General features: G+C 46.5%; 17 protein-coding genes. 4 read left to right on the top strand and 13 right to left on the bottom strand.

Translation table 11 applies throughout. The features are described from left to right. Window positions 1-54: 54 nt before the first annotated feature. From INP51_RS03205 to cbiD, 10 genes are all read right to left on the bottom strand, one after another. A complete protein-coding gene (locus tag INP51_RS03205) occupies window positions 55-1,569 on the bottom strand; it encodes a cobyric acid synthase (RefSeq protein ID WP_193736304.1) in 1,515 nt (504 codons plus the stop codon). 5 nt (window positions 1,570-1,574) lie between these two features. Beyond that, on the bottom strand, window positions 1,575-2,612 hold the full coding sequence (locus INP51_RS03200; RefSeq protein ID WP_193736303.1) for a pyridoxal phosphate-dependent aminotransferase: 1,038 nt from the start codon (window positions 2,610-2,612) through the stop codon (window positions 1,575-1,577). 84 nt (window positions 2,613-2,696) lie between these two features. After that, window positions 2,697-3,662, bottom strand: a complete 966-nt coding sequence (gene cbiB, locus INP51_RS03195) for an adenosylcobinamide-phosphate synthase CbiB (RefSeq protein ID WP_193737224.1) — start codon at window positions 3,660-3,662, stop codon at window positions 2,697-2,699. 5 nt (window positions 3,663-3,667) lie between these two features. Further along, entirely contained in the window at window positions 3,668-5,047 is a 1,380-nt protein-coding gene (locus INP51_RS03190; RefSeq protein WP_193736302.1) for a cobyrinate a,c-diamide synthase, read from the bottom strand. Continuing rightward, entirely contained in the window at window positions 5,044-7,056 is a 2,013-nt protein-coding gene (gene cobK, locus INP51_RS03185) for a precorrin-6A reductase (RefSeq protein WP_193736301.1), read from the bottom strand. Before cobK ends, INP51_RS03190 begins: the two co-directional genes overlap by 4 nt. A gap of 2 nt (window positions 7,057-7,058) precedes the next feature. Further along, window positions 7,059-7,790 carry a precorrin-3B C(17)-methyltransferase gene (gene cobJ, locus INP51_RS03180; protein WP_193736300.1) on the bottom strand — a complete coding sequence of 244 codons (732 nt, stop codon included), beginning with the start codon at window positions 7,788-7,790 and terminating at the stop codon, window positions 7,059-7,061. Then, window positions 7,783-8,844 carry a cobalt-precorrin 5A hydrolase gene (locus tag INP51_RS03175; RefSeq protein ID WP_193736299.1) on the bottom strand — a complete coding sequence of 354 codons (1,062 nt, stop codon included), beginning with the start codon at window positions 8,842-8,844 and terminating at the stop codon, window positions 7,783-7,785. The genes cobJ and INP51_RS03175 overlap by 8 nt, the downstream gene beginning before the upstream one ends. Before the next feature lie 2 nt (window positions 8,845-8,846). After that, window positions 8,847-9,611 carry a precorrin-4 C(11)-methyltransferase gene (gene cobM / locus INP51_RS03170; RefSeq protein ID WP_193736298.1) on the bottom strand — a complete coding sequence of 255 codons (765 nt, stop codon included), beginning with the start codon at window positions 9,609-9,611 and terminating at the stop codon, window positions 8,847-8,849. Further along, entirely contained in the window at window positions 9,608-10,297 is a 690-nt protein-coding gene (gene cobI / locus INP51_RS03165) for a precorrin-2 C(20)-methyltransferase (RefSeq protein WP_193736297.1), read from the bottom strand. The genes cobM and cobI overlap by 4 nt, the downstream gene beginning before the upstream one ends. 14 nt (window positions 10,298-10,311) lie before the next feature. Further along, a complete protein-coding gene (gene cbiD / locus INP51_RS03160; protein ID WP_193736296.1) occupies window positions 10,312-11,484 on the bottom strand; it encodes a cobalt-precorrin-5B (C(1))-methyltransferase CbiD in 1,173 nt (390 codons plus the stop codon). Between the two features lie 478 nt (window positions 11,485-11,962). On the opposite strand from cbiD, the gene INP51_RS03155 reads away from it, so the two are divergent. The 4 genes from INP51_RS03155 to INP51_RS03140 all read left to right on the top strand — a co-directional run bounded on the left by INP51_RS03155 (window position 11,963) and on the right by INP51_RS03140 (window position 16,077). Beyond that, window positions 11,963-12,838, top strand: coding sequence for a dipicolinate synthase subunit DpsA (locus INP51_RS03155; protein ID WP_193736295.1), 876 nt, complete (start codon window positions 11,963-11,965; stop codon window positions 12,836-12,838). A 3-nt stretch (window positions 12,839-12,841) separates the two neighbouring features. Continuing rightward, on the top strand, window positions 12,842-13,420 hold the full coding sequence (locus INP51_RS03150) for a dipicolinate synthase subunit B (protein ID WP_193736294.1): 579 nt from the start codon (window positions 12,842-12,844) through the stop codon (window positions 13,418-13,420). 27 nt (window positions 13,421-13,447) lie between these two features. Beyond that, a complete protein-coding gene (gene asnB, locus INP51_RS03145; RefSeq protein ID WP_193736293.1) occupies window positions 13,448-15,298 on the top strand; it encodes an asparagine synthase (glutamine-hydrolyzing) in 1,851 nt (616 codons plus the stop codon). A 167-nt stretch (window positions 15,299-15,465) separates the two neighbouring features. Beyond that, window positions 15,466-16,077, top strand: coding sequence for a glycerol-3-phosphate acyltransferase (locus tag INP51_RS03140; protein ID WP_193736292.1), 612 nt, complete (start codon window positions 15,466-15,468; stop codon window positions 16,075-16,077). A gap of 97 nt (window positions 16,078-16,174) precedes the next feature. Here INP51_RS03140 and INP51_RS03135 read toward each other — a convergent pair whose 3' ends face one another. The 3 genes from INP51_RS03135 to INP51_RS03125 form a co-directional block, all read right to left on the bottom strand. Then, window positions 16,175-18,088, bottom strand: coding sequence for an ABC transporter ATP-binding protein (locus INP51_RS03135; RefSeq protein ID WP_230406865.1), 1,914 nt, complete (start codon window positions 18,086-18,088; stop codon window positions 16,175-16,177). After that, window positions 18,075-19,820 (bottom strand): ABC transporter ATP-binding protein, encoded by a 1,746-nt coding sequence (locus tag INP51_RS03130; protein ID WP_193736290.1) that lies wholly within the window; start codon window positions 19,818-19,820, stop codon window positions 18,075-18,077. Before INP51_RS03130 ends, INP51_RS03135 begins: the two co-directional genes overlap by 14 nt. Before the next feature lie 187 nt (window positions 19,821-20,007). After that, complete coding sequence (locus INP51_RS03125) at window positions 20,008-22,785, bottom strand: glycoside hydrolase family 3 C-terminal domain-containing protein (RefSeq protein ID WP_193736289.1); 2,778 nt, start codon at window positions 22,783-22,785, stop codon at window positions 20,008-20,010. Between the last annotated feature and the right edge of the window lie 9 nt (window positions 22,786-22,794).

Raw genomic sequence — 22,794 nt, 5'->3', positions numbered from 1 at the left:
AATTATCCTTTCTCATACAAGCACGAAATAAATAATCCCTGATCGCTGCTGTAATCATAGTCCGTCATTTAAAATCTGATAAATCTGCTCCATATCCAGATTCTTTCGAAGGCCATCGGCCAAAAGCTCGTACTGACTCTCCTTGAATGTCTGATAATCAACACCCGTCATCTCACTGGTGTCAATTCCCTTCTTTTTCCCAAGTGCTTGTACAATCCGGTCAGAGACTTCTTCCTTGTCGAAGATACCATGTACATAGCTCCCATAGATCTGACCCATAAAGGCTCCATCAGCCTTTTCTCCGGAATTATCCGCGTTCGTGTCACGGATACTGGTAAGCGCTCTGGCTCCCTCCAAAAGCGTCGTATCCCCCATATGAATCTCATAACCCGCAAGCTGTACTCCATGCAGGCCAAAAAGCGGTCCTTCAATTTTCGAAAAGGAACCGGAAACGCGAGTTCTAGTTTTTTGTTTGGTAAATACGGTTTCAATGGGGAGCAGACCCATACCACGCATCGTACCCTTTTGCTCCACTCCATAAGGATCCGAAAGTATCTCACCCAGCATCTGATAGCCGCCACAGACCCCGAAGATTACTGTTTTAGCCGCCGCTTTTTTAAGGATTGCCGCCTCAAGGCCGTTCTGACGCATCCACAGAAGGTCTCCCATTGTATTTTTAGTCCCGGGCAGAATAATCATATCCGGATTCTTCAGCCCGTTTACAGTTGTCACATACCGAAGGGACACCCCGGGCATACGCTCAAAAGGATTGAAATCCGTAAAATTCGAGATTCTCGGAACACGGATCACCGCGATGTCGATCAACCCCACTTCTTGATTTCCCTCGAACCGTTCGGTCAGACTGTCTTCATCTTCCAGCGAAACATCGAGATAAGGTGCAACGCCGACAACCTGCTTCCCCGCGCGTTTCTCGAGCATCTCCACTCCCGGATCCAGAATGCTCTTGTCCCCGCGAAATTTATTGATGATCAGCCCTTTGATCATGTCTCTTTCCTCATCGTCCAAAAGCATAACCGTTCCGACCAGTTGAGCGAACACGCCGCCCCGGTCAATATCGCCGACCAGAAGAACCGGCGCATGCGCACGCTTTGCCATGCCCATATTCACGATATCATCTTCCTTCAGATTGATCTCAGCAGGACTTCCCGCACCCTCGATCACAATGATATCATATTGTTCATCGAGTTTTTGGTAAGCCTTCATGACATCGCAGAAAAGCTGTTTTTTATATTTGAAATAATCCCTCGCGCTCATGTTGCCGCGAACTTCTCCGTTTACAATCACCTGCGAACCGGTGTCGTTCGTGGGCTTTAACAGAATCGGGTTCATATCAACCGAAGGCTCGATTCCCGCCGCCTCCGCCTGCATCACCTGTGCCCGCCCCATCTCGAGACCCTCTTTTGTGATAAAAGAATTCAAGGCCATGTTCTGAGATTTAAATGGTGCCACTTTGTACCCATCCTGTTTAAATATTCTGCACAATCCTGCCGCAATCAGGCTCTTGCCCGCATTCGACATCGTGCCCTGAATCATAATCGCCTTCGCCATATCCTCTACCTCCCAATCGCCCTGATCAGCTGTTCATTCTCCTCATGCCGTTTTACGGCAATCCGGTAATATCCCTTCGCAAGACCGGCATAGTTGCTGCAGTCACGAATCATAACCTTATTCTCAAGGCAGTGCCTGCCCAGGTCTTCCGGTCCCTTAAAAAAGATATAATTTGCCTTTGAATCATATACCGTAAGCCCTGCGTTTCTCAGTTCCCCCTTCAGCCATTCCCTCTCTGTGCGGATCAGTAAGCGTGCCCTTTTTTCATAATCCTTTTCCATTAACGCTGCCGTTCCCGCCTCCTGTGCCGGTATAGAGATGTTCCATGGCTGTACGCATCTTCCCATGCGGTCGAGAAGACCGACATCTGAACAGATTCCGTAACCAAGCCGAAGGCCTGCCATTGCGTATCTCTTTGTAAATGCCTTGAGCAGAAAAAGATTCGGATACTCATAAAAATCATGTTTCAGCGTATACGTATCCGGATCATCAATGAAATCATTAAAACACTCATCCAGCAGCAGACGCGAATGATGTTTTCTGCAGTGATTTAAGATAGAAAGAATCATCTTGCGGCTGATTAGTTTCCCCGTGGGATTATTCGGATTGCACAGACAGACGAGGTCTGCCCCGGCTGAGACTTCATCACAGACCCCCTGTACGCTTTTTAACTCAAAGCCATCTTCCTCAAAAAGCATTACATGGTGCATTTCACATCCCACGCTCTTTAAGGCAAGCTCATATTCCGCAAACGTCGGTGCCAACACCACAGCCCGCTTCGGACGCAGCGCCTGGGCAAGTGTAAAGATCAGCTCAGCCGCACCATTTCCACAAATCAATGATCCATATGGCACATTCTCATAGTCTGCCAGTGCGGTCTTTAATTTGTGCTGCTGCACATCCGGATAATTGCAGATGTTTCTTACTCCTTTCTGTGCCGCCAAAATCACCGATTCCGGCGTGCCCAGAGGATTCATATTGGCGGAAAAATCGAGCACATCCGGGTGCCGGTACACATCCCCGCCGTGTATCTGTTCTTTCATCAAATTCTCCATTTTGCCCTCTCGATTGCGCGTAAGTTGTTGATATCAATCAGATCTATTGACTCCCATTCCGGCATTTTTGATTCAAAAAATCAATAGTACAAGCAGCCGGATGATTCCAGTCAGCACCAATGCCAGAGCAGCCGTCGCATATAACAGCCGGCAGGCCTTTACAATATCCTCCGGATTGACCGCACAAAGCGGATCCCCCAGCGCAGGCTTTTCCACCATCTTTCCAAAATAGATGGCATTGCCCGCAAGCTGTACACCCAGTGCCCCTGCCATCACAGATTCTGTCTGCGCGGAGTTCGGACTGCTGTGTTTTTTGCGGTCTCGGAAAAAGATTTTTTTCGCCTGTTTCCCGTTCATCCCGAGCAGATAACTTGCGGCAATCATCAAAAGTCCGCCGATTCGACTTGGCAGAAAGTTTGCCACATCATCAAGTTTTGCTGCAGGAGTACCAAAATAACGGTATTTATCATTTTTATATGCGACCATGGAGTCCATGGTATTGATCGACTTGTAGAAAAACCCTCCTGCTGCCCCGGCAATCATCATAAAAATCAGCGGGGCAATGATACCGTCCGCCGTATTCTCCGCCACGGTTTCGACCGCCGCCTTCGTAACGCCTTCCCTGTCCAAAGCATCCGTATCCCGTCCCACAATCATGGAAACTGCCTGTCTTGCCTCTGTAAGCGTGCCGTTCTTTAACTTGTCATAGACCTTCATGCTTTCCACCTTCAGAGATTTTGTCGCCAAAAGCTGATAACACCAGAACGTCTCCAACGCAAAATATGCCCAGATATTCACTTTTGTATAGAAAAAATGCAGAATGAGTTCGGGAAGCGCAGTGCTGATTCCGACCACAAAGATCACCAGTAAAAACCCGGCGATGCGCTCTCCACGTTTATTCTTTGGGAATACAGCCCGCAGAAATCTTTCCAGTTTTTCGATGAGTTTTCCGATCAGCCGTATAGGGTGATATAGAAAATGCGGATCTCCAAAGATCAGATCCAGCAAAAATCCTGCCGCCACAGCCGGAAGTATCATGTCTCTCACGTTAATCTCCTCTCGTGGCACCGATCTATGAAGTTCTTTGCAAATGCGGGATTTCCATAGTAATAAAGATGCGGGAACCCGGCAAACAGAGTATCTGTGCTGTGAACGCACTTCCAGTGTCGGCTGCTTTCCGGTTTATCTGCATGAAAGGAATTACCGCAGCTTGTGGAATCAAAGTAATGAAACTCATGCGCCGTAAGCGGTCCTATTTTTTCTCCAAAAACACTGCCTTCATTTAATGTGATATACCCAAACCGACTTAAGCTGCCTGTATAAGAGACTTTTCCGTCAATCACACCAGTCATCGGCCAGCTATGTCTTTCCATGTCCTCCATCTCACGGTGCAGATACATGAATCCGCCGCATTCTGCCACAGTCAAAAGACCCTCTTGAATAGCCGTTCTCACACTTTCCATCATCGATTTATTCTCACTTAATTCCCTCGCATACAATTCCGGATAGCCTCCATAAAGCAATAGTCCATCCAGATCATCTGGGAGTTTCCGGTCATGAATCAAAGAAAAAGGCACAAGAACTGCACCCAGATCTTCCAATAACTCCAGGTTGTCCTGATAAAAGAAACAGAAAGCCTCATCTTTGGCAAGACCGATTCTCACTCTTTGGTTCTTAACGTTCGATGTATAAAGTCCGGCTGTGCTGATCTTATCTTTGTCAAAAGTGATTTCGCCCGCACCGGATGCAAGTTTCATCATTCTGTCAATATCACATGTTTTTTCGAGTGTGTCGGATAGTCTGTTCAGGTTTTCCTTGAGCTCCGGCACTTCACCCGGAAGGATCAGACCCAGATGGCGGCTCTCGAGTCCAAAATCCTCTAAAACCGGAACGTATCCAAGAACTGCGATACCTGTCTCACGTTCGATAAGTTCCTTCATCCCGCTATACATCATAGGAGAAAGTCGGTTTAAGATCACACCCTCGATATGGCTGTCTTCTCTGTAATCCCGAAATCCCTTGATTAAAGCAGCCAGCGAGACACTGGCTCCTTTCGCATCTGCCACAAGAATCACCGGAGTATTGGTAATCCTTGCCATATCATAGGTGCTTGCCCTTGTTTTCGTCCCGGCAAGACCATCGTAATAACCCATCACACCTTCCATCACAGCAATCTGGGAGGCTTTTGTATGTTTTTCAAAGAGATAACAGGTCGTATCCGGGTCTGTGAAAAAAGGATCCAGATTTCTGCCGGCAATTCCAAGTACTGTCTGATGGAACATGGGATCAATGTAGTCCGGGCCACACTTAAAGGAGGATACCTCAAGACCACGGCGTTTCAGAAGATTTAGGATACCACAGGTGATCAGTGTTTTCCCGCTTCCGCTCTTTGGTGCGGCAAAAAGGATTCTCGCTATGCTCATATATTCTCCTTTCTGTCCATGGACTTTACCTGGCATTCGCCCTGGCAGGATACAATGTAGATTGGATTCTGGCCCTTCATCATATGATAACGGCCAATCTCCTCGGATCTTGAAACGCTCATCTGCACAATTTCCTGATGACTTACCGCCAGATCTTTTAGCACACTCAGCGCCTCGGTGAGTGTCTCGAGAGTGATCGTCGTCATAACCAGACGGATTTTGGGATTCTTCTTCAGCAGCAATTCACAAATTTCCCTCAGATTACCGGAAGAACCGCCGATAAATGCGTGCGTCGGAACAGGAAGACTTTCAAGTATCTCCGGGGCATATCCTTTTACAATCTCCATATTGTCTGTACAGAACTTTTGACGGTTTTTTTTAAGCAGCTGTACTGCGTCTGGCTTCTTCTCGATGGCATAGACTCTGCCCCTCGATGCCACACGGGCCATCTCCACAGAGACAGAACCGCTGCCCGCACCGATATCATAAACGACAGAATCGCGTTTCAGATGCAGTTTGCAGACTGCGACTTCACGCACTTCTTCCTTTGTCATCGGAACTTTCTCCCGGATAAAGTCCTCATCTAAAAGTCCATGCGTAACACACGCCAAAGCATGTTTGTTCTTTACCAGAATAACTGCAAGCGGATCTGTGACAAACTTTAGGAAATCTGCCGGATGGCCTTTTATAATCCGTTCCTCCGGATAGGAAAGCCGTTCGCCGACATAGATATCCACATTGTCCATCCCAAAGTCGTGCAGTTTTCCACAAAGGTCGCTTACCTGTCCACGTTCTCCCAGAATTGCAAACACTTTTTCATGCTGCATAATCTCCATCAACAAGTTGCATCTCTTCCCGTGAGCACTTAAAATCACGGCATCATCCCAGGATTCTCTGATTTTTGCACAAAAATCCACGACAGAGGCCACGCCTGGAAAGAGTTTGGTATCTTGGGGCAATAGCTCAAGCAACTTCTTAGTTCCGCTGTAAAAGCCCACATCGCCAGACATCAAAATGGCGATCTGATCATATCCCGGATGTTTATGGATATAATCTGCAATCTCTTTGGCGCGGTATTCCTGATAAACATCCTGATTTTCACCTGCGACAGCCTCAAGCATACGTGAGGCACCGATCAGCAGATCAGAGTTCTCACACCATTTTCTGGCCTCGCAGGTCATACCGTCTTTTTTTCCCATTCCGATGCCGACAAGGGCAATCCGTGCGTTTGAACCCAAGTGAAAACGCTCACACAGCTTATGTTTGCATTCCAGAAGAGACTTTCCAGTCTCCTTTACCGGCCGGCCTATCACTACAAGTATAGTGCCTGTCTCTTTTACTGCCTGTACCTTTTCCGGAAACCCTCCCGCGGCCCCAGTATCTTTGGTGACAAGATATCGGATCTGATGCTGGCGAATCAGAGCAATGTTCATTTCCACGGAAAATGGTCCCTGCATGCAGATCAGGTGCTTTCCTTGAATTCCAAGATCTGAACACTTTTTCACAACCTGCCAAAGAGAAAGAACCCGGGCATACAGCCTTTCCTCATAATTGTTTACCTTCGTAAATTCGGCCAATTCCTTGCTCCCTGTCGTAAGCAGTACGGCTCCCTCTCGGCCGTTTAGCCAGTCGGCGGCAGCCGCGGCAGAATCCACATAGATAACAGGCAGACCCTGGCCTGTGTTCTCATGCATACTTTCTCCTGCTCTTAAAAGGCGGAGATACTCACAACCCGTGTGTGCTGCGGCATTCTTGATATTATCCGTCACAAGCGCAGCGTAGGGGTGCGTGGCGTCCACGACAAGGACACCCGGCATGGAGTCCATCAGCTCTTCCATCTGCTCTTTTGTAAGTCTCTCATGGGAGACATGGATATCCGAATCGCCATCAATCAGACTTTGGCCATACTCTGTGGCCACACAAACTCTGGTTTTTATGTGATGTGTCCTTAAAAATTCTGCGAGAAGACGGCCCTCAATCGTACCCGCAAACAGCAGTACCTGATACATTTTCAGACCCCCTTGTAACCCCTCGGGGTCACCATATGTCCATCTACTTGTTTCGTCTGAGAATTCCCTATAAATACCGTGGTAAACATATCCACGTCTGTATTCTTTAACTGTGAAAGTGACAGAAGCAAAACGCTCTCTTTCTCCCGGCCAATATTTTTTACAATTCCACAGACGGTATCTTCGCTCTTATATTCCATCATTAGGTCACATGCCCATCTAAGATAACCGCTTCGCTTCTTACTCGATGGATTATATAGACAGATCACAAAATCCGCCTCAGAGGCGTGTAAAAGTCTGCTCTTTATCTTTTCTTTCGGCGTCAGAAGATCGCTTAGGCTGATCAGACAGAAATCGTGAATCAGGGGCGCCCCAAGGACAGCGGCTCCTGCAAGAGCCGCCGTCACACCTGGTATAATCTTAAGTTCCACATCCGGATACTTTTCCCCGATCTCATACATCAGCCCCGCCATTCCATAGACGCCGGTATCTCCGCTGCAGATCATCGACACCACGTGACCTTTTTTTGCTTCCTCAAACGCCATCATGCAGCGATCTACTTCTTTTTTCATCGGCGTTGTGAGAAATATCTTAGTGGGGTAGTGTTCCTTTACCAGATCTACATACACCGTATATCCAATTATCATATCGCTTGACTGTAAGGCCCGATCAGCCTCAATTGTCATTTTTTCATAAGCTCCGGGGCCGATGCCCACAACATAAATCTTATTCAAAGCTAACCCTCCAGTCTGAAAGCACGCAGGCACAGGTTACGCCATCTTTTTGTGTTTTCTTTACAATCATCTCACCATTACCCGCAAGCATCGCACAGCGTTCACATACATTGTCCACGCCCGTGGTATCCTTGACAAATTTGGATGGGGTAAACTTCCCCTTTGCTGCATTGAGCTCCTCTGCTGTGTAGGTGACCATCGGAAGATCTAGTTCCCTGCAAAACTGCAAAAGTCCAGGCTCCTCGGCTTTCCGGTCGATTGTAGCCACGCGGCTAAGAGCCTCCGGATAGAGGTAATTCTCCTTTAAAACATCGCGGACAAGATCCGCAATCTGCGCAGAAGTTGCCCCTTTTCTGCATCCAATCCCGATTGTGATACACTTTGGAATCAACCACAGACAATGGTCAAAGTGTGCATTCTTGTAGGAAGGACTGACGCTTACACCTAGCGTCACAGTCTCTGGATCTTCCGGACCCAGATCTTTCTCCCACACGAATCCCGATGGAAGCGCACCCTCTACCGGAAAATCGCTTTGAAAGCCCACCGGATATCCACTCAGCAGTGATGCAGAAACCTCTTTCGCATAGGTCATATTAGAAAGTGTCATATGGTTCTTCTTCGCATAAACATCGACGGCAAAGATATCATTGATATCCGTCGCCGTTGTCACAACCGGAACCGCATGTATCCGATCCGCCAGCCACACGGCGAGATCATTTGCACCGCCGATATGTCCGGACAGGAGCGGAATACAGAACTTTCCACTCTCATCGAGTACAATCACAGCCGGATCCTGCCTTTTATCCTTTACATACGGCGCGATTGTTCGTACCGTAATCCCTGTAGCACCGATAAAAATGACCGCATCGCTGTCTAGGAAACGTTTCCCAACCCATTCTTTTAAATCCTCCTGGAGTTTCTCCGGATGATCTTTCGCTGAAAAGCGGCTTTTATAAGCGACGCAGACATCGTGATCCTCCTGTCTTAAGATCTTTTCTATCTTCTCTAACAAGTGATACCCGTTCTGGGTAAAACATATTCCTGCTATTTTCATAACTACGTCGGACTGCTCCCCTTTCTGTATTCTGTTGTAAACTCGGGATGGTACAGCAAAGAGCGGTCATAATTTGAATGTGTGACCGCATCTCCGATAATCATCAGTGCGGTTTTCGTAATGTCTTCATGCTTTGCCGTCTCTGCAAGTGTACCCACAGTGCAGACACATGTCTTTTCGTCATCCCAGGTCGCCTTATACACGATGGCTGCCGGCGTATCGGCCGTGTATCCTCCTGCAATTAGCCGGCGGCTTAAGTCCTGCAGCATCCCCGTACTCAAGAAAACCACCATCGTCGCCTGGTGTGCTGCAAAAGACTCTATGCTCTCTTTTTCGGGTACCGGAGTCCTCCCTGCCATTCTGGTAATCACAACACTCTGAGAGACATCCGGCAGCGTATATTCCAGATCGAGTGCCGATGCCGCCCCACAAAAAGAACTCACGCCGGGACACGAATCATAGGTAATCTTCTTCTCATCCAGGATATCCATCTGCTCACGGATCGCACCATAGATACAGGGATCGCCTGTATGTAATCTCACCGTCGTCAGAGCGCTTTTCTCAGCCTGCTCCATGACAGCGATAACCTCTTCCAACGTCATTTTTGCAGAATTATAGACTTCACAGCCTTCTTTTTTATAGCTTAACAGTTCCGGATTCACCAGCGATCCGGCATAGATAATCACATCTGCCTTTTCAAGGTATTGTTTTCCCCGAACAGTAATCAAGTCCGGTGCTCCCGGGCCTGCTCCTACGAAATGAATCATCTTCGTTTCTCCTTTACAATCAACAGCGAATAATAGCCGGCATCCTCCGGTATCTCATCCACCCCGTAATAGATCTTTTCCTCAGGCATTCCACAATTTTCAATCATCGAAACTTCCACGTTATGATCTTTCAGCTGCTGTTTTACATCGCGGATCCTTTTTCCAGCCTTCATCAGAACTTTCGTCCCGGGAAGTTCCAGGGAATCCTGAATCTGATAGGACGCCGGTACAACGTGTAAAAGCTCGCCGCCCTCTGCCAGACCCATATTCAGTTTCGCCGCTACTGCGGTAAATGAAGTGATCCCATTAATGATTTCAACCGGATATCCGGCATTTTTTACGATTTTATGCATGTAGAGATAGGTAGAATAAACCGTCGGATCTCCAAGTGTCAGAAAAGCCACCTGCTTTCCGGTTTTTAGCCCGCCACAGATGATTCTTGCACCCTGTCTGTGACTCTCTTTTAGTTTTTCTTTATCTTTCGTCATCGGCATAGGTACTGCCAGAAGTTCTTTTTCTTCCATCTCCGGGCAGACTTTTACCGCAATCTGCCAGGCAACCGTATCTTTTGGATGTTCTCCCGGCAGCGCAATCACATCGCTGTCTCTTATGACCTTTACCGCTTTTAAAGTCATAAGTTCCGGATCCCCGGGACCGACACCGACACCATATAATTTTCCTGTCATCTATTTTATTCCTCTCATTCGTTATTTAAATAATTAATCAGCGAAGGCACCTCAGATGTCTCGCCCAGTTTTCCCCTCACCTGTGAAAAGAGAACTGCACCAATCTGAATTCTGCCCTTACATCTGTTTTTCAGATAGAATTCCACACGCAGGCAGACTTGTTCCATCGTCTTGCAAACCAGTTGTGCACCAGATTTTTCCAGAACATCAAGTGCTTCCTCAGTGGTAAATGTATCAAGAACCTTATGGGCTGTATCCGCATCTCCCCCAGCCCGGATACATGCCGCTGCCATGAGTTCTGCACGACAGTCTGCGCTGTGGGAGTGCGTATTCATGATCCCGCCGGAGACTTTGATAAATTTTCCAATATGGGCGATAAAAAGGACGCCCTTAAACCCCAGTTCGACAGCCATGTCAATTGTCTCTCCGACATAATTGCTGCATTTCATCTGTGTGCTGTGATCTAACTCCTTCATTTGAGAGGCAAATCTCTCTCCGTAATTTCCGGGTGTGACAAGCAGATATTTCTCTCCTCGTGCAGCATACGTCTGCATTTCCAGACGAATGCTGGCAATCAGTGCATCTTCGCTCATGGGGATCACAATCCCGCTGGTCCCGAGAACCGAGATCCCGCCCTCAATTCCAAGCCTGGGATTAAAGGTTTTATCTGCCAGTTCTCTTCCTCTCGGGATGCTGATGACCACTTTTAATCCAGCGTGATATCCATATTCTCTGCAGATATCCTGCACTTCCTGCGTAATCATCTGAAGGGGAACAGGGTTGATTGCCGCCTCCCCGACCGCACGGGCAAGACCTGGTTTTGTCACACGTCCCACACCTTCTCCGCCATCGATCGTGATTCCCTCGTCTTGTCTGGTCACTGTCGCATAGACAAGCGCCTGATCTGTCACATCCGGATCGTCCCCGCCGTCCTTTCGCACTGCGCAGCTCACCTGAATCGGTGTATTGTTGTCATCTGTCTTGATCTTGATGTCTTCGATCAGAAGATGCAGCAGAATACCTTTCGGCGTCATAAGTGCAGTCTCCTCGATGCTACTTCCACACAAAAGCATAGACGCCGCCGCTTTTGCCGCGGCGGCAGCACACGATCCTGTCGTATATCCCATACGGAGCCTCTTATTGTCTTTCATCACGTATGCATCTTCCAGACCAGTCTTATGTTCCATTGTTTCCTCTTTTTCCAAGCTTATTATCTGTCAAACCTTTAATTCATCAGAACTTAATTCTCCTGGATTTCATTCTTTGATACCGGGGATTGGTCTGCACTTCGTGTGCATGCAATCCTACCGTATATTATAATAAAGAATAGACATTAAGTCAATGAATCCGACAGGATTCTACGAGATTTTGGGCATTTTGCAAAAAAGGGTGCTGACAACACGGGGTATGCCTTTTTCATGTGAACATGAAAAAGAGCACAAGTTTCCTTGTGGCCTCTCGCACCTTTTGATACAACACGGATTGCTCCGCACTTCGTGCTCCCGCAATCCTAAACTCATTCGAATTCCGCCCTATTGGGCTGCATTCTCATGAGTTTGCGGGTCCCAAAGTTATGTTTTTTCATGCAAGCATGAAAAACATAACCTTTTGACCCTGTTGTATCATATGTTATTTATAAGTGAACTCACAATAGGAGGCACTTTTTTGAATAGACAAAATTATGATTTTGCGGTGATTGGCGGAGATATGCGCCAGTTTTTTATCACTGAGCAACTGATAGATGAGGGATACCGTGTGTGTCAGTATGCCCTTTGTGAAAAATCAGAGAAAGCTTTTTCGGCTGATTGTATTGAAGATGCCGTAAGTAGTGCTTTTTCTGTCATCGCGCCTATTCCGCTGATGAGAAACAAACTCATTAACCATCAGACGGGAGAGATGAATCTGATCCCTGATAAACTCACGGCTTCTCTTCAGGAGGGACAGTATTTCTTTGCAGGAAATATTCCCGCATTTTTTAAAGACACCCTGAGTGCAAAGGGCGTGCGGGTCTTTGATCTAATGAATGATGAAGAACTTACACTTTATAACTCTATTGCAACTGCGGAAGGTGCAATCTGTGAAGCAATTGCCGAAAGCAGCAAAAATCTTTCTCACAGTCCCTGTCTCGTGCTGGGCTATGGAAAGTGTGGAAAGTCATTGGCAACTTACCTGAAAGGCCTTTTCTGTGAAGTGACAGTATGCGCCAGAAACCCAAGGGCAAGAGCCGAAGCTGAAATCGTCACAGATGGCACCATTGATATGAAAAAGCTGAAAGATTCTATCGGTCACTTCTCTTTCATCTTTAATACCATTCCCAGCGTTCTGCTCACGCATGAACTGTTGGAAAAGATTCAGCCGGATGCCTTAATCATAGACATAGCATCGGCTCCGGGCGGAGTTGATTATGACGCAGCCGAAAAGCTTCATCTGGCGGCACACCTGGTGCCCCAGCTTCCGGGGCGGTATTCTCCCGTCTCTTCTGCAAACGCCATCCTTCGCTCTGTAAAATCCAATTTACCTTTTATCAGAAAGGAGTTTTAGTATATGACTATAAAAGGGAAAAAAGTAGGTGTTGCATTCACCGGTTCCTTTTGCACTTATAAAAAAGCATTCGAGGTATTACAAGACCTCGTAAAAGCCGAGGCCATCGTTACGCCGATCTTTTCCGACAACGCCCAACGAATAGACAGCCGTTTTGGAAACGCCCGGGACTTTATATCCGAGGCAAGATATATTACAGGAAATGAACCGATTCTCACAGTTGATCAGGCAGAACCCATCGGTCCGAAGAGTCTCCTTGACATCCTGGTTATCATGCCCGCAACTGGCAACAGCATCGCTAAACTGGCTAATGGAATCACTGACACGCCGGCTCTTATGGCAGCCAAGGCCCATTTGCGCAACGAAAAGCCCCTGGTTCTCTCAATCGCAACAAACGATGCTCTGGCGACAAATATGAAAAATATTGGTCTGCTTATGAATGCTAAGCATATTTATTTCGTCCCCTTCGGCCAGGATAATCCCAAAAAGAAGCCAAATTCCATGATTGCACATACCAAACTTCTGATTCCGACTCTGGAAATGGCTCTTGATGACAGACAATATCAACCGGTGATCCAGTGATCCCGACTTTTCATGAAGGAGGCAGCAATGTGCGCAATTGCCGGATTTTGTAATCTAACTGAGAATTATACGAAAGACAGCGGAAAGTGGACCGCTGTCCTTGACCAGATGAATCGAGTTCAAAAACACCGTGGCCCCGATGACGAGGGAAGCTATCTGGATGAAAACTGCGGCCTTGCCCACGTAAGGCTTTCCATCATTGATCTGGAGACCGGGCATCAGCCCATGACTCGAAGATATGAATCAACCTCATGCAGTATTCTCCTGAACGGAGAGATCTACAACATGCGTGAATTAAAGAATGAACTTCAAGAAGAGGGATGCGAATTCGAAACCGAAAGCGACACAGAAGTTGTCCTGATTGGTTATATGAAGTATGGAGCTGATTATATTAAGAAGTTAAACGGCATCTTCGCGATTGCCATCTGGGATACCCGGTCCGACAGGCTCTTCCTCTTCCGCGATCGTCTGGGCGTAAAACCCTTATTCTACACAATCCTGAATAAAACAATTGTGTTCTCATCAGAGATCAAAGGGTTATTCTCCTACCCCGGATTCTCGCCCGCTTTAGACCGCGACGGATTATGCGAGGTGTTTGCCTTAGGTCCGGCAAAATCTTACGGAAAAGGCGTTTTCAAAGACACCCTTGAAGTCCTGCCGGGAGAATATCTCACATTTGATCGGGACGGCTGTAAATCTTTTTCTTACTGGAAACTGGAAAGTCATCCCCATGAGGACCCATGGAAAAAAACCGTAGAGAAGACTGCATGGCTTGTCGAAGACTCTGTCAAAAAACAAATGCTCTCCGACATTCCCATCAGTACGTTCCTGTCTGGAGGCGTCGACAGCAGTATCGTCACAGCCATCTGTGCCCGAGAGCTGAAAAAACAGGGGAAAGTGCTTAACACATTCTCTTTTGACTTTAAAGATAACAGCAAATATTTCCAGTCAAACTCCTTCCAGCCAAGTCAGGACCGGCCATGGGTGGAAAAGATGGTCACATATTCCGGAACAAATCATCGATTTCTTGAATGCGATAACCTCGATATGATTGACTATCTATTCAAAGCAGTAGATGCCCGGGATCTCCCCTGTATGGGTGACGTGGAATCTTCGATGCTTTACTTCTGCTCACAGGTTGTAAGCTACAACAAAGTAACACTGACTGGCGAATGCGCCGACGAAATCTTCGGTGGTTACCCCTGGTTCCACAAAAGGGAGGCCTTTGAAACAGACGAATTTCCCTGGTCCCCAAGTATGGAACCTCGGAAAATGCTGCTGTCCGATGATGTCATTCATGAACTGTCCCTACAGGAATACGCCCATGCAGCATATGAAAAGACGATAAGTGAGACACCGCGTCTTATCGGAGAGGATCCAAAAGAAAGCCGCAGACGTGAAATCTCTTACCTGAATCTCAGATGGTTTATGGTGACGCTTATGGACCGTATGGATCGGGCCAGCATGTACTCTGGACTCGAGGCACGAGTGCCTTTTGCCGACCACCGAATCGTAGAATATCTCTGGAATGTTCCATGGGACATGAAAAGTCCAAATGGCATTGTAAAAGGACTGCTTCGCTACAGTGCAGAGGGAATTCTGCCAGAAGAAATTTTGTGGAGAAAAAAGAGTCCCTACCCCAAGACCTATGATCCCGCATATGAAAAAATGCTCGCAAATCTGTTAAGAGAGACACTGACCGATCCGCGTGCCCCGATCCGCGACTTCCTGGATCAGCGAAAAGTCTATGCATTCCTGGAATCGCCGTCTGATTATGGAAAACCATTCTACGGACAACTGATGGCGGGGCCCCAGCTAATTGCCTACATGCTTCAGGTTAACTACTGGCTGCAAAAATACAGGATCAAAATCGTATAAAACATGAACCTGAAGTCACAAACGCGTAACACCCGAATATATGGAATAATCTGGCCCATACTGACAAAAGCCCTTGAAACTTCTGTAGATGATGCTATACTAGGTTATCAATAATACTGGATTTGCAAAAGCAACATCAGATCACAAGCCTAAAGGGGGTACCTTTTATGATACGTATCATCTGTTTACTGATAGGATATGGATTTGGTAATTTTCTGACTGCTGAACTAGTGGTACAGAATAAACTTGGAAAACACCCGGAGGAAATTGGAAGCGGGAATCCCGGCATGGCAAATGTAACCGGCCAACTGGGCATTCTGCCCGGTCTTATGGTTCTGGTCGGCGACATCGGAAAGACGATCATTGCCTGCGTTCTGTGCGGCGTGTTCCTTTCTCTGCCGCACAGACTTTCTATCCTCTACGCGGGCCTTGGTGTTCTGATCGGTCACAATTTTCCATTCTGGAAACACTTTAAAGGCGGAAAGGGTGTCGCCGTCACGTGCATCCTGCTGGTCTTGTATTCACCCGGTTACGGATTTCTCGCATGCATCATCGGTGGTATCCTCGTGCTGCTCACCAAATACCTTCCCATTGGTGCGATCACTATTCCTATTGTTTTTCTCGTTCCGGCATTTTTTAGATATGGATCGGAAGCGGGAATTCTGGCAATGATCATCACCATACTAATGCTTTATAAGCACTATCCCAGTCTGGTGAGTATCTGGCGAGGAACCTGCCCGAAAGTGAACCTGATTGGAAAACTGACAAAGTATAAATAATAGCAAACTCGAAAACTAACTGCGATAAAAGCCCTGAGACTGCGCTCTGCCGGATTACTCCGATATCAGCCAGTCTCAGGGCTTTTTTATGATAGAGTTATTCGAGTTCGAATGCACCTGTATACAGCTGATAGTAAGTTCCCCTCTTCTCAATCAGCTGATCATGATTGCCACGCTCTATGATTCGTCCGTGATCCAGTACCATGATGACATCTGAGTTCTTTACAGTTGAAAGTCTGTGGGCGATGACGAATACAGTCCTGCCCTCCATCAGAGCATCCATGCCGCGCTGTACGATCGCCTCAGTTCTTGTATCGATAGAGGATGTCGCCTCATCCATGATCAAAACCGGCGGATCCGCAACGGCAGCACGACTGATGGCAAGCAGCTGACGCTGTCCCTGGGAAAGATTCGCACCATTTCCTGAAAGCATCGTCTGATATCCGTTCGGCAGCCGCGTGACGAAATCATCCGCTCCGGCAAGCTTTGCAGCCTCAATACACTCATCATCCGTTGCATCCAGCCTGCCATAGCGGATGTTGTCCATAACTGTTCCGGTGAAAAGATTGGTATCCTGCAGGATGACTCCGAGTGAATGTCTCAGATCGTCCTTTTTGATCTCATTAATATCAATTCCGTCATAGAGAATTGTTCCATCCACAATATCATAGAAACGATTCAGTAGATTGGTAATCGTTGTTTTTCCGGCTCCTGTGGCACCCACGAGCGCAACCTTTTGTCCCGGTTCTGCGTAAATGGAGATGTCATGCAGAATCATCTTATCCGGATCATAGGCAAAGTCCACGTCGCGGAATCGGACATCACCATTTAGCTTCGAATAAGTAACGTTCCCATCTTCATGAGGGTATTTCCATGCCCAGATTCCTGTATGCTCTTTGCATTCCACGATGTCTCCATTCGCTTCTTTCGCATTGACTAAAGTCGCAAATCCATTATCTTGCTCCGGCTTCTCATCGATCAGATCGAAAATACGCTGTGCACCTGCAACACCCATGACAACGGAGTTGATCTGATTTGAAACCTGGCTTACATTTCCGGAGAACTGCTTTGTCATATTCAGGAAGGGTACTACCACACTGATACTGATTGCCATTCCCGAAAGACTGATATTCGGTATTTCCTGTACCAAAAGGATCCCACCCACCACAGCTACGATAACGTATAATACATTTCCGATATTTGTAAGAATCGGCATCAGCATGTTGGCGTAGCGGTGAGCAGTGCTCGATGTCACGAACAGTTTATCGTTGATCTCATTGAAACCGTCAATCGCCTCCTGCTCATGACAGAACACCTTGACAACCTTCTGACCGTTCATCATTTCTTCTATATAACCTTCTTCCCGCCCCAGGTAGTCCTGGTTCCTGAAGAAGAATCTCGATGATGTCCCTGCCACTTTCTTTGTGACAAACAACATGATGATAACACCAATCACTACGACAAGAGCAAGCCAGACACTGTAGTAAATCATAATAAAGAATACACTGACCACTGAGACGATTGAAATCAAAAGCTGTGGGAAACTTTGTGATACCATCTGCCGCATCGTATCAATATCATTCGTATAGTGACTCATAATATCACCGTGATTATGCGTATCAAAGTATTTGATCGGCAGATTCTGCATCCCGGAAAACATCTTCACACGCATTTTCTTTAAAAATCCCTGTGTGATAACAGCCATCATCTGGTTAAATGCAACACCGGAAAGCAGGGACAACACATAAAAAGTGACCAAAATTCTGACGTCTGACAATATCTTTGGACCGGCACCTGCCCAATCCCCTGTCTTCCAGCTTGTCTCAACAACTGCCATAACACGCTGCATAAACACAGCAGGGATTGCCCCTACTATGGCATTAAACAGAATACAGATCACTGTCAGAGGCATCATAACCGGATAAAATTGAAATAGTGTCTTTATAACGCGCAGTGCCGTACCTTTCTTGATTCCGGAAGTCGGCTTAACCTTTTCATTACTCTTCATCATTATCACCTGCCTTATTCTGTGATTCGTAAATCTCTCTATAAATATCATTATGAGCCATCAGTTCGTCATGGGTTCCGACCGCATTGACCCGGCCACTTTCCATAACAATAATCTGATCGGCATCCTCAACCGATGAAACACGCTGTGCGATAATAATCTTCGTCGTCTCCGGAATAAACGTTCGGAACGCTTTACGGATCTGGGCATCCGTCTTTGTATCAACTGCACTGGTCGAATCATCCATGATCAGGATCTTAGGATCTTTCAATAGTGCACGGGCGATACACAGTCTCTGCTTCTGTCCGCCGGAGACATTGCTTCCGCCCTGTTCTATATAAGTATCATACCCTTGCGGAAACTGATCAATGAATTCATCCGCATGTGCAATCTTACATGCCTGAATCATCTGTTCATCTGTCGCATCCTTGCTGCCCCATCTCAGATTATCTTTAATCGTTCCAGAAAACAGGACATTTTTCTGAAGAACAACAGAAACCTGGTTTCTAAGAGCATCGAGATCATAACTTCTCACATCGAGGCCACCAACTTTGACTGTTCCTTCGGTCGCATCATATAGTCTTGATATCAGCTGGATCAGAGAGGATTTTGATGACCCTGTTCCACCTATAATTCCGATCGTCTCACCGGAATTAATATGAAGATTAATATCCGACAAAACCATCTTTTTCGCATTCTTTGAATATTTGAAACTGACATTTTCAAAATCAATTGATCCGTCTTTTACTTCATAAATCGGATCCTCGGGATCCGTCAGGGAACTCTCTTCCGTCAGAATCTCAACAACACGTTCTGCAGATTCGGTTGACATCGTAATCATGGCAAATACCATGGACAACATCATCAGACTCTGCAGGATCATAAAGCTGTATGTAACCAGCGCGGACATCTGCCCGAGATCAAGATCCAGACCTCTGGTGGTAATAACCATATAAGACCCAAAGGATAAGACAAAACTCATAACCGTATAAATACAAAACTGCATCATCGGTCCGTTCCAAGCCAGAATTCTCTCGGCCTTTGTGAAATCGTTACAGACATCCTGTGCGGCGTATTCAAACTTATCTTTCTCATAATCCTCACGAACGTAAGATTTTACAACCCTCATGGCATTCACATTTTCCTGTATGGAAGCATTCAGATTATCATATTTTCTGAAAACCTTTCGAAATAAAGGAACTGTTTTACGAATTACTGTAAAAAGTCCAAAACCCAGGATTGGAGCAACAATCAAAAAAATGAATGCCATCCTTCCGCCCATGACAAAGGCCATGACAAATGCGAACACAATCATCAGCGGACAACGGATCGCAGCACGGATAATCATCATATAGGCATTCTGTATGTTAAAAACATCTGTTGTCATTCTTGTCACGATTGATGAAGGGGAAAACTTATCAATATTTTCGAATGAATAACTTTGAATTTTGATGAACATATCTTTACGAAGATTCTTTGAAAGGCCACTCGAAGCAATTGCACTGGTATTACCCGCCAGTGCGCCAAACAAAAGTGAAAATGCTGCCATAATAAAAAGTACAATTCCATATCTTATGATCACACTTAAATCACTGCCGGCCTTAATATGATTCACCAGGTTTGCAATAATAAAGGGAATGATACATTCCAACACTACCTCCACCGATACCAGCAACGGGGTTGCAATCGAAGCTTTTTTGTATTCTCGAATACTTTTAGCAAGCTCTTTTAGCATAATGTGTATACCTCTTTCTCTGAAATAATACAACGAGGAGCACTTATCAGATACTGCCCTGATAAATACTACTCGTTGTTTTCGAACTCACATGGCAAAAGCCACTTTTATATATTGTATCACCATACTTTTGTGGGGTCAAGATGTCTTAATGGACTTTTTCAAAATAGCTATATGATGATTAACTTCACACAGTCAAATCGACCCATGTGATTTCAAGACCGGGTTTTATCGTTTCGAGTGTCATCTCATATTCTCCCGCCTTTAGGAACACGTTTTCTACTTTGATCAGATTCCAGACTCCATCGGTTCCATGCGACTGAATCGTTGCCACGATCTGGCCATTCATGCAAATATTAGTAGATGACTGTGCAAGCTCCGAAAGGTCTGACTTTACCTTTGCCAGAATCTTGTACTTTCCGTCCTGTTCAAGTGTAATCTGCCGACTCTTCTGCTCTTTTGGCAGAAAACGAATCGTGGTAAATCGGATATTTTCTGCACCTAATCCGTCCTCACCATCTTCCGCAGCGATGTCTTTTTCCGCACGTTCTGCCACTGGTGAATGCAGAATAAAATTTAAGATATTCATCGCTGATCTTTGAAGTTCGCCTGTTGTAAGTTTTCCTTCTTCTATGGCTTCCAGCGTGTTGTCACCGTAGGCATTTTCCTCGGCTCCTTTGTTTGTCACTACCATATAGAGATCATTCTGTGCCCGCACCATTGCAGCTGTGTTCGTCACACCAGCAGTTCCCCCGGCTACTGGGTCATTCATCTTTGCCCACCAGTCGGTCATTACGATTCCTGTATATCCCCAGTCCCTTCTCAGCACAGTCGTACACAAGTCATAGTTTGAGGCCGACCAGTGACCATTGATCGGATTATAGGAAGTCATGATAGAGCGTGCCTGGCCTTCTTTCACAGCAAGCTCGAAACCTTTCAGATAAACTTCGCGAAGTGCACGCTCGGAAACTACCGAATTAGCTGTGTTTCTCCCCTGCTCCTGACTGTTGCATGCAAAATGTTTCACCGTCGCGGCAGGGCCTTTTCTTCCAATTCCTCTTGTAACCGCTGCCGCAAAACGTCCGGCAAGAAGCGGATCTTCGGAAAAATATTCGAAGTTTCTTCCATTTAATGGATTTCTATGGATATTGATTCCCGGCCCCAGAAGTGTATCAACGCGATTCGAAAGCAATTCTCTGCCTTCCAGTTCATAAAGTGCTTCAACCAGTGCCGGATTCCAGGTACAGGCTAACAACGTGCCAATCGGAAGCTGTGTCGCCTTAAGACCACTGTCCATACGGATTCCAGACGGACCGTCCGATGCGCATGCTGCAGGAATCTCATAGTGTCTCAAACTCTTTGCAACGCCGCCGAAAGCAGATGCGGTTCCGGGCGTTACAAGTGGACTCCCCATACCTTCGCCCCGAACAATTCTGGCCAGTTCTTCTTTTGAAAATTGCGCCACAAATTCTGACAATTCGACCTTTTTGTCTCTCACATCTCGAAATGTAATTCCCCGATCCCCGGTGATCGGCATGTCCGCCGGAAGATTCTCGCAAATCCGCTCCGCCATGGATATCGTATGGCGCGGTGTTTCTTCATAAGCAATTTCATACGTTCCATTTTCTTTTCTCTGTCCGGGACGGATCCTCTGGTAACTTTTTGTAGGAGCAAGTGCTTCCTCCAACTGTTCTGTCACAAGACAATCGTTCAGATAGAAGGTGTCTTTGTCGTCACAGACCGGCTCGGCAGATCTCACATCCGTACCCAGATAGAAGCGATACACCCCTGGTTCGAGGACCCAGCAAGATTTGTGTCCTGTTTTGCCGCTGTCATCGTAGGATGCCAATGCGGTAACCGAAACCTCAATCTGGAGCTTTTCTGATTCCTGTGGCGCAAGCAAGCTGGACTTTGCAAATCCTGCCAGCGATCTGGATGGCTTTCCAAGCGCCCCCTGCGGCGCTTCCACATAGAGCTGTACGACTTCTTTACCGGCATATTTCAAACCCTTGTTTCTTATTTCAACGCAGACTTTAATCCGTGTGTCTTTTCCGCTTCCGCTCACCTGAAAGCCGGAACCTCTCAGTTCAAAGTCTGTATAAGACTTCCCATATCCGAATGGGAAAAGTACTTTCTCTGGTGCAAATGTCTCAAAATAGCGATATCCGACGTAGAGATCTTCCTGATATATATTCTCTTTTTCGTCCCCAAAGTTCTTCGTAGAGGGATAATCGTCGATCGAACTGGCTATCGTATCCGCCAGCTTTCCACTGGGATTTACGTCTCCAGAAAGAACGCATGCACAGGCATTACCACCTTCACTACCTCCCTGCCAGCTATAGAGTACCGAGCATATGTGATCCTTATATTCCAAAGTGTCAAGCCAACTCATATCTATGATATTCGAGACATTTAAGACCACTGCGACCTGATCAAAATGTTTTGTCACGGTATGCAAAATTCCGAGTTCTTCCCTTGTCAGAAGAAAACTACCCTCCACAGGGGCATTGTCCTGATCTTCGCCGGCTGTTCGGCCAAAGACGACTATGGCTTTATTGGAATTTTCACTCGCGCTTGCTGCCAGTTCATCTGAAACAGGCATATCCTCCTGATACCATGGCTCGGCTGCCCAGGCGCCTCCCCCGTTGTCAAAGGGGTGTTCTCTGATCCATGATTCGTAAACAGCTGCCAGCTCTTCATTGATGCGTACATCTTTTTGTTGACGAAGAGCATCTAACAAATTCGATGTGTATTCTACATTTACCGCACCACCTGAACCGGTTCCACTTCTATAATAATCAATCTGGCATCTGCCAAAGATGGAAATGTTGTCAGAGGAAAGGAAAGGGAGCATGTTGCGGTCATTTTTAAGAAGGACAATTCCCTCACAGGATGCCTTCCGGGATGCTTCGCCGAAACCCTCCAGTGGGATCCCTATTTTGTTTTCTGTGTTAGAAATAGACATAGTTAAAAC

Source organism: Blautia liquoris, from assembly GCF_015159595.1.
In the GTDB taxonomy this organism is placed as follows: Bacteria; Bacillota; Clostridia; order Lachnospirales; family Lachnospiraceae; genus Novisyntrophococcus; species Novisyntrophococcus liquoris.
This window is presented reverse-complemented; position numbering and strand designations above follow the sequence as displayed.

Excerpts from the sequence above, each read along its gene's own strand:
- INP51_RS03205 (WP_193736304.1), bottom strand. The coding sequence starts at position 1,569 with ATGGCGAAGGCGATTATGATTCAGGGCACGATGTCGAATGCGGGCAAG.
- INP51_RS03200 (WP_193736303.1), bottom strand. The coding sequence starts at position 2,612 with ATGAAAGAACAGATACACGGCGGGGATGTGTACCGGCACCCGGATGTG.
- cbiB (WP_193737224.1), bottom strand. The coding sequence starts at position 3,662 with ATGATACTTCCGGCTGTGGCGGCAGGATTTTTGCTGGATCTGATCTTT.
- INP51_RS03190 (WP_193736302.1), bottom strand. The coding sequence starts at position 5,047 with ATGAGCATAGCGAGAATCCTTTTTGCCGCACCAAAGAGCGGAAGCGGG.
- cobK (WP_193736301.1), bottom strand. The coding sequence starts at position 7,056 with ATGTATCAGGTACTGCTGTTTGCGGGTACGATTGAGGGCCGTCTTCTC.
- INP51_RS03175 (WP_193736299.1), bottom strand. The coding sequence starts at position 8,844 with ATGAAAATAGCAGGAATATGTTTTACCCAGAACGGGTATCACTTGTTA.
- cobM (WP_193736298.1), bottom strand. The coding sequence starts at position 9,611 with ATGATTCATTTCGTAGGAGCAGGCCCGGGAGCACCGGACTTGATTACT.
- cobI (WP_193736297.1), bottom strand. The coding sequence starts at position 10,297 with ATGACAGGAAAATTATATGGTGTCGGTGTCGGTCCCGGGGATCCGGAA.
- cbiD (WP_193736296.1), bottom strand. The coding sequence starts at position 11,484 with ATGGAACATAAGACTGGTCTGGAAGATGCATACGTGATGAAAGACAAT.
- INP51_RS03150 (WP_193736294.1), top strand. The coding sequence starts at position 12,842 with ATGACTATAAAAGGGAAAAAAGTAGGTGTTGCATTCACCGGTTCCTTT.
- asnB (WP_193736293.1), top strand. The coding sequence starts at position 13,448 with ATGTGCGCAATTGCCGGATTTTGTAATCTAACTGAGAATTATACGAAA.
- INP51_RS03140 (WP_193736292.1), top strand. The coding sequence starts at position 15,466 with ATGATACGTATCATCTGTTTACTGATAGGATATGGATTTGGTAATTTT.
- INP51_RS03135 (WP_230406865.1), bottom strand. The coding sequence starts at position 18,088 with ATGATGAAGAGTAATGAAAAGGTTAAGCCGACTTCCGGAATCAAGAAA.
- INP51_RS03130 (WP_193736290.1), bottom strand. The coding sequence starts at position 19,820 with ATGCTAAAAGAGCTTGCTAAAAGTATTCGAGAATACAAAAAAGCTTCG.
- INP51_RS03125 (WP_193736289.1), bottom strand. The coding sequence starts at position 22,785 with ATGTCTATTTCTAACACAGAAAACAAAATAGGGATCCCACTGGAGGGT.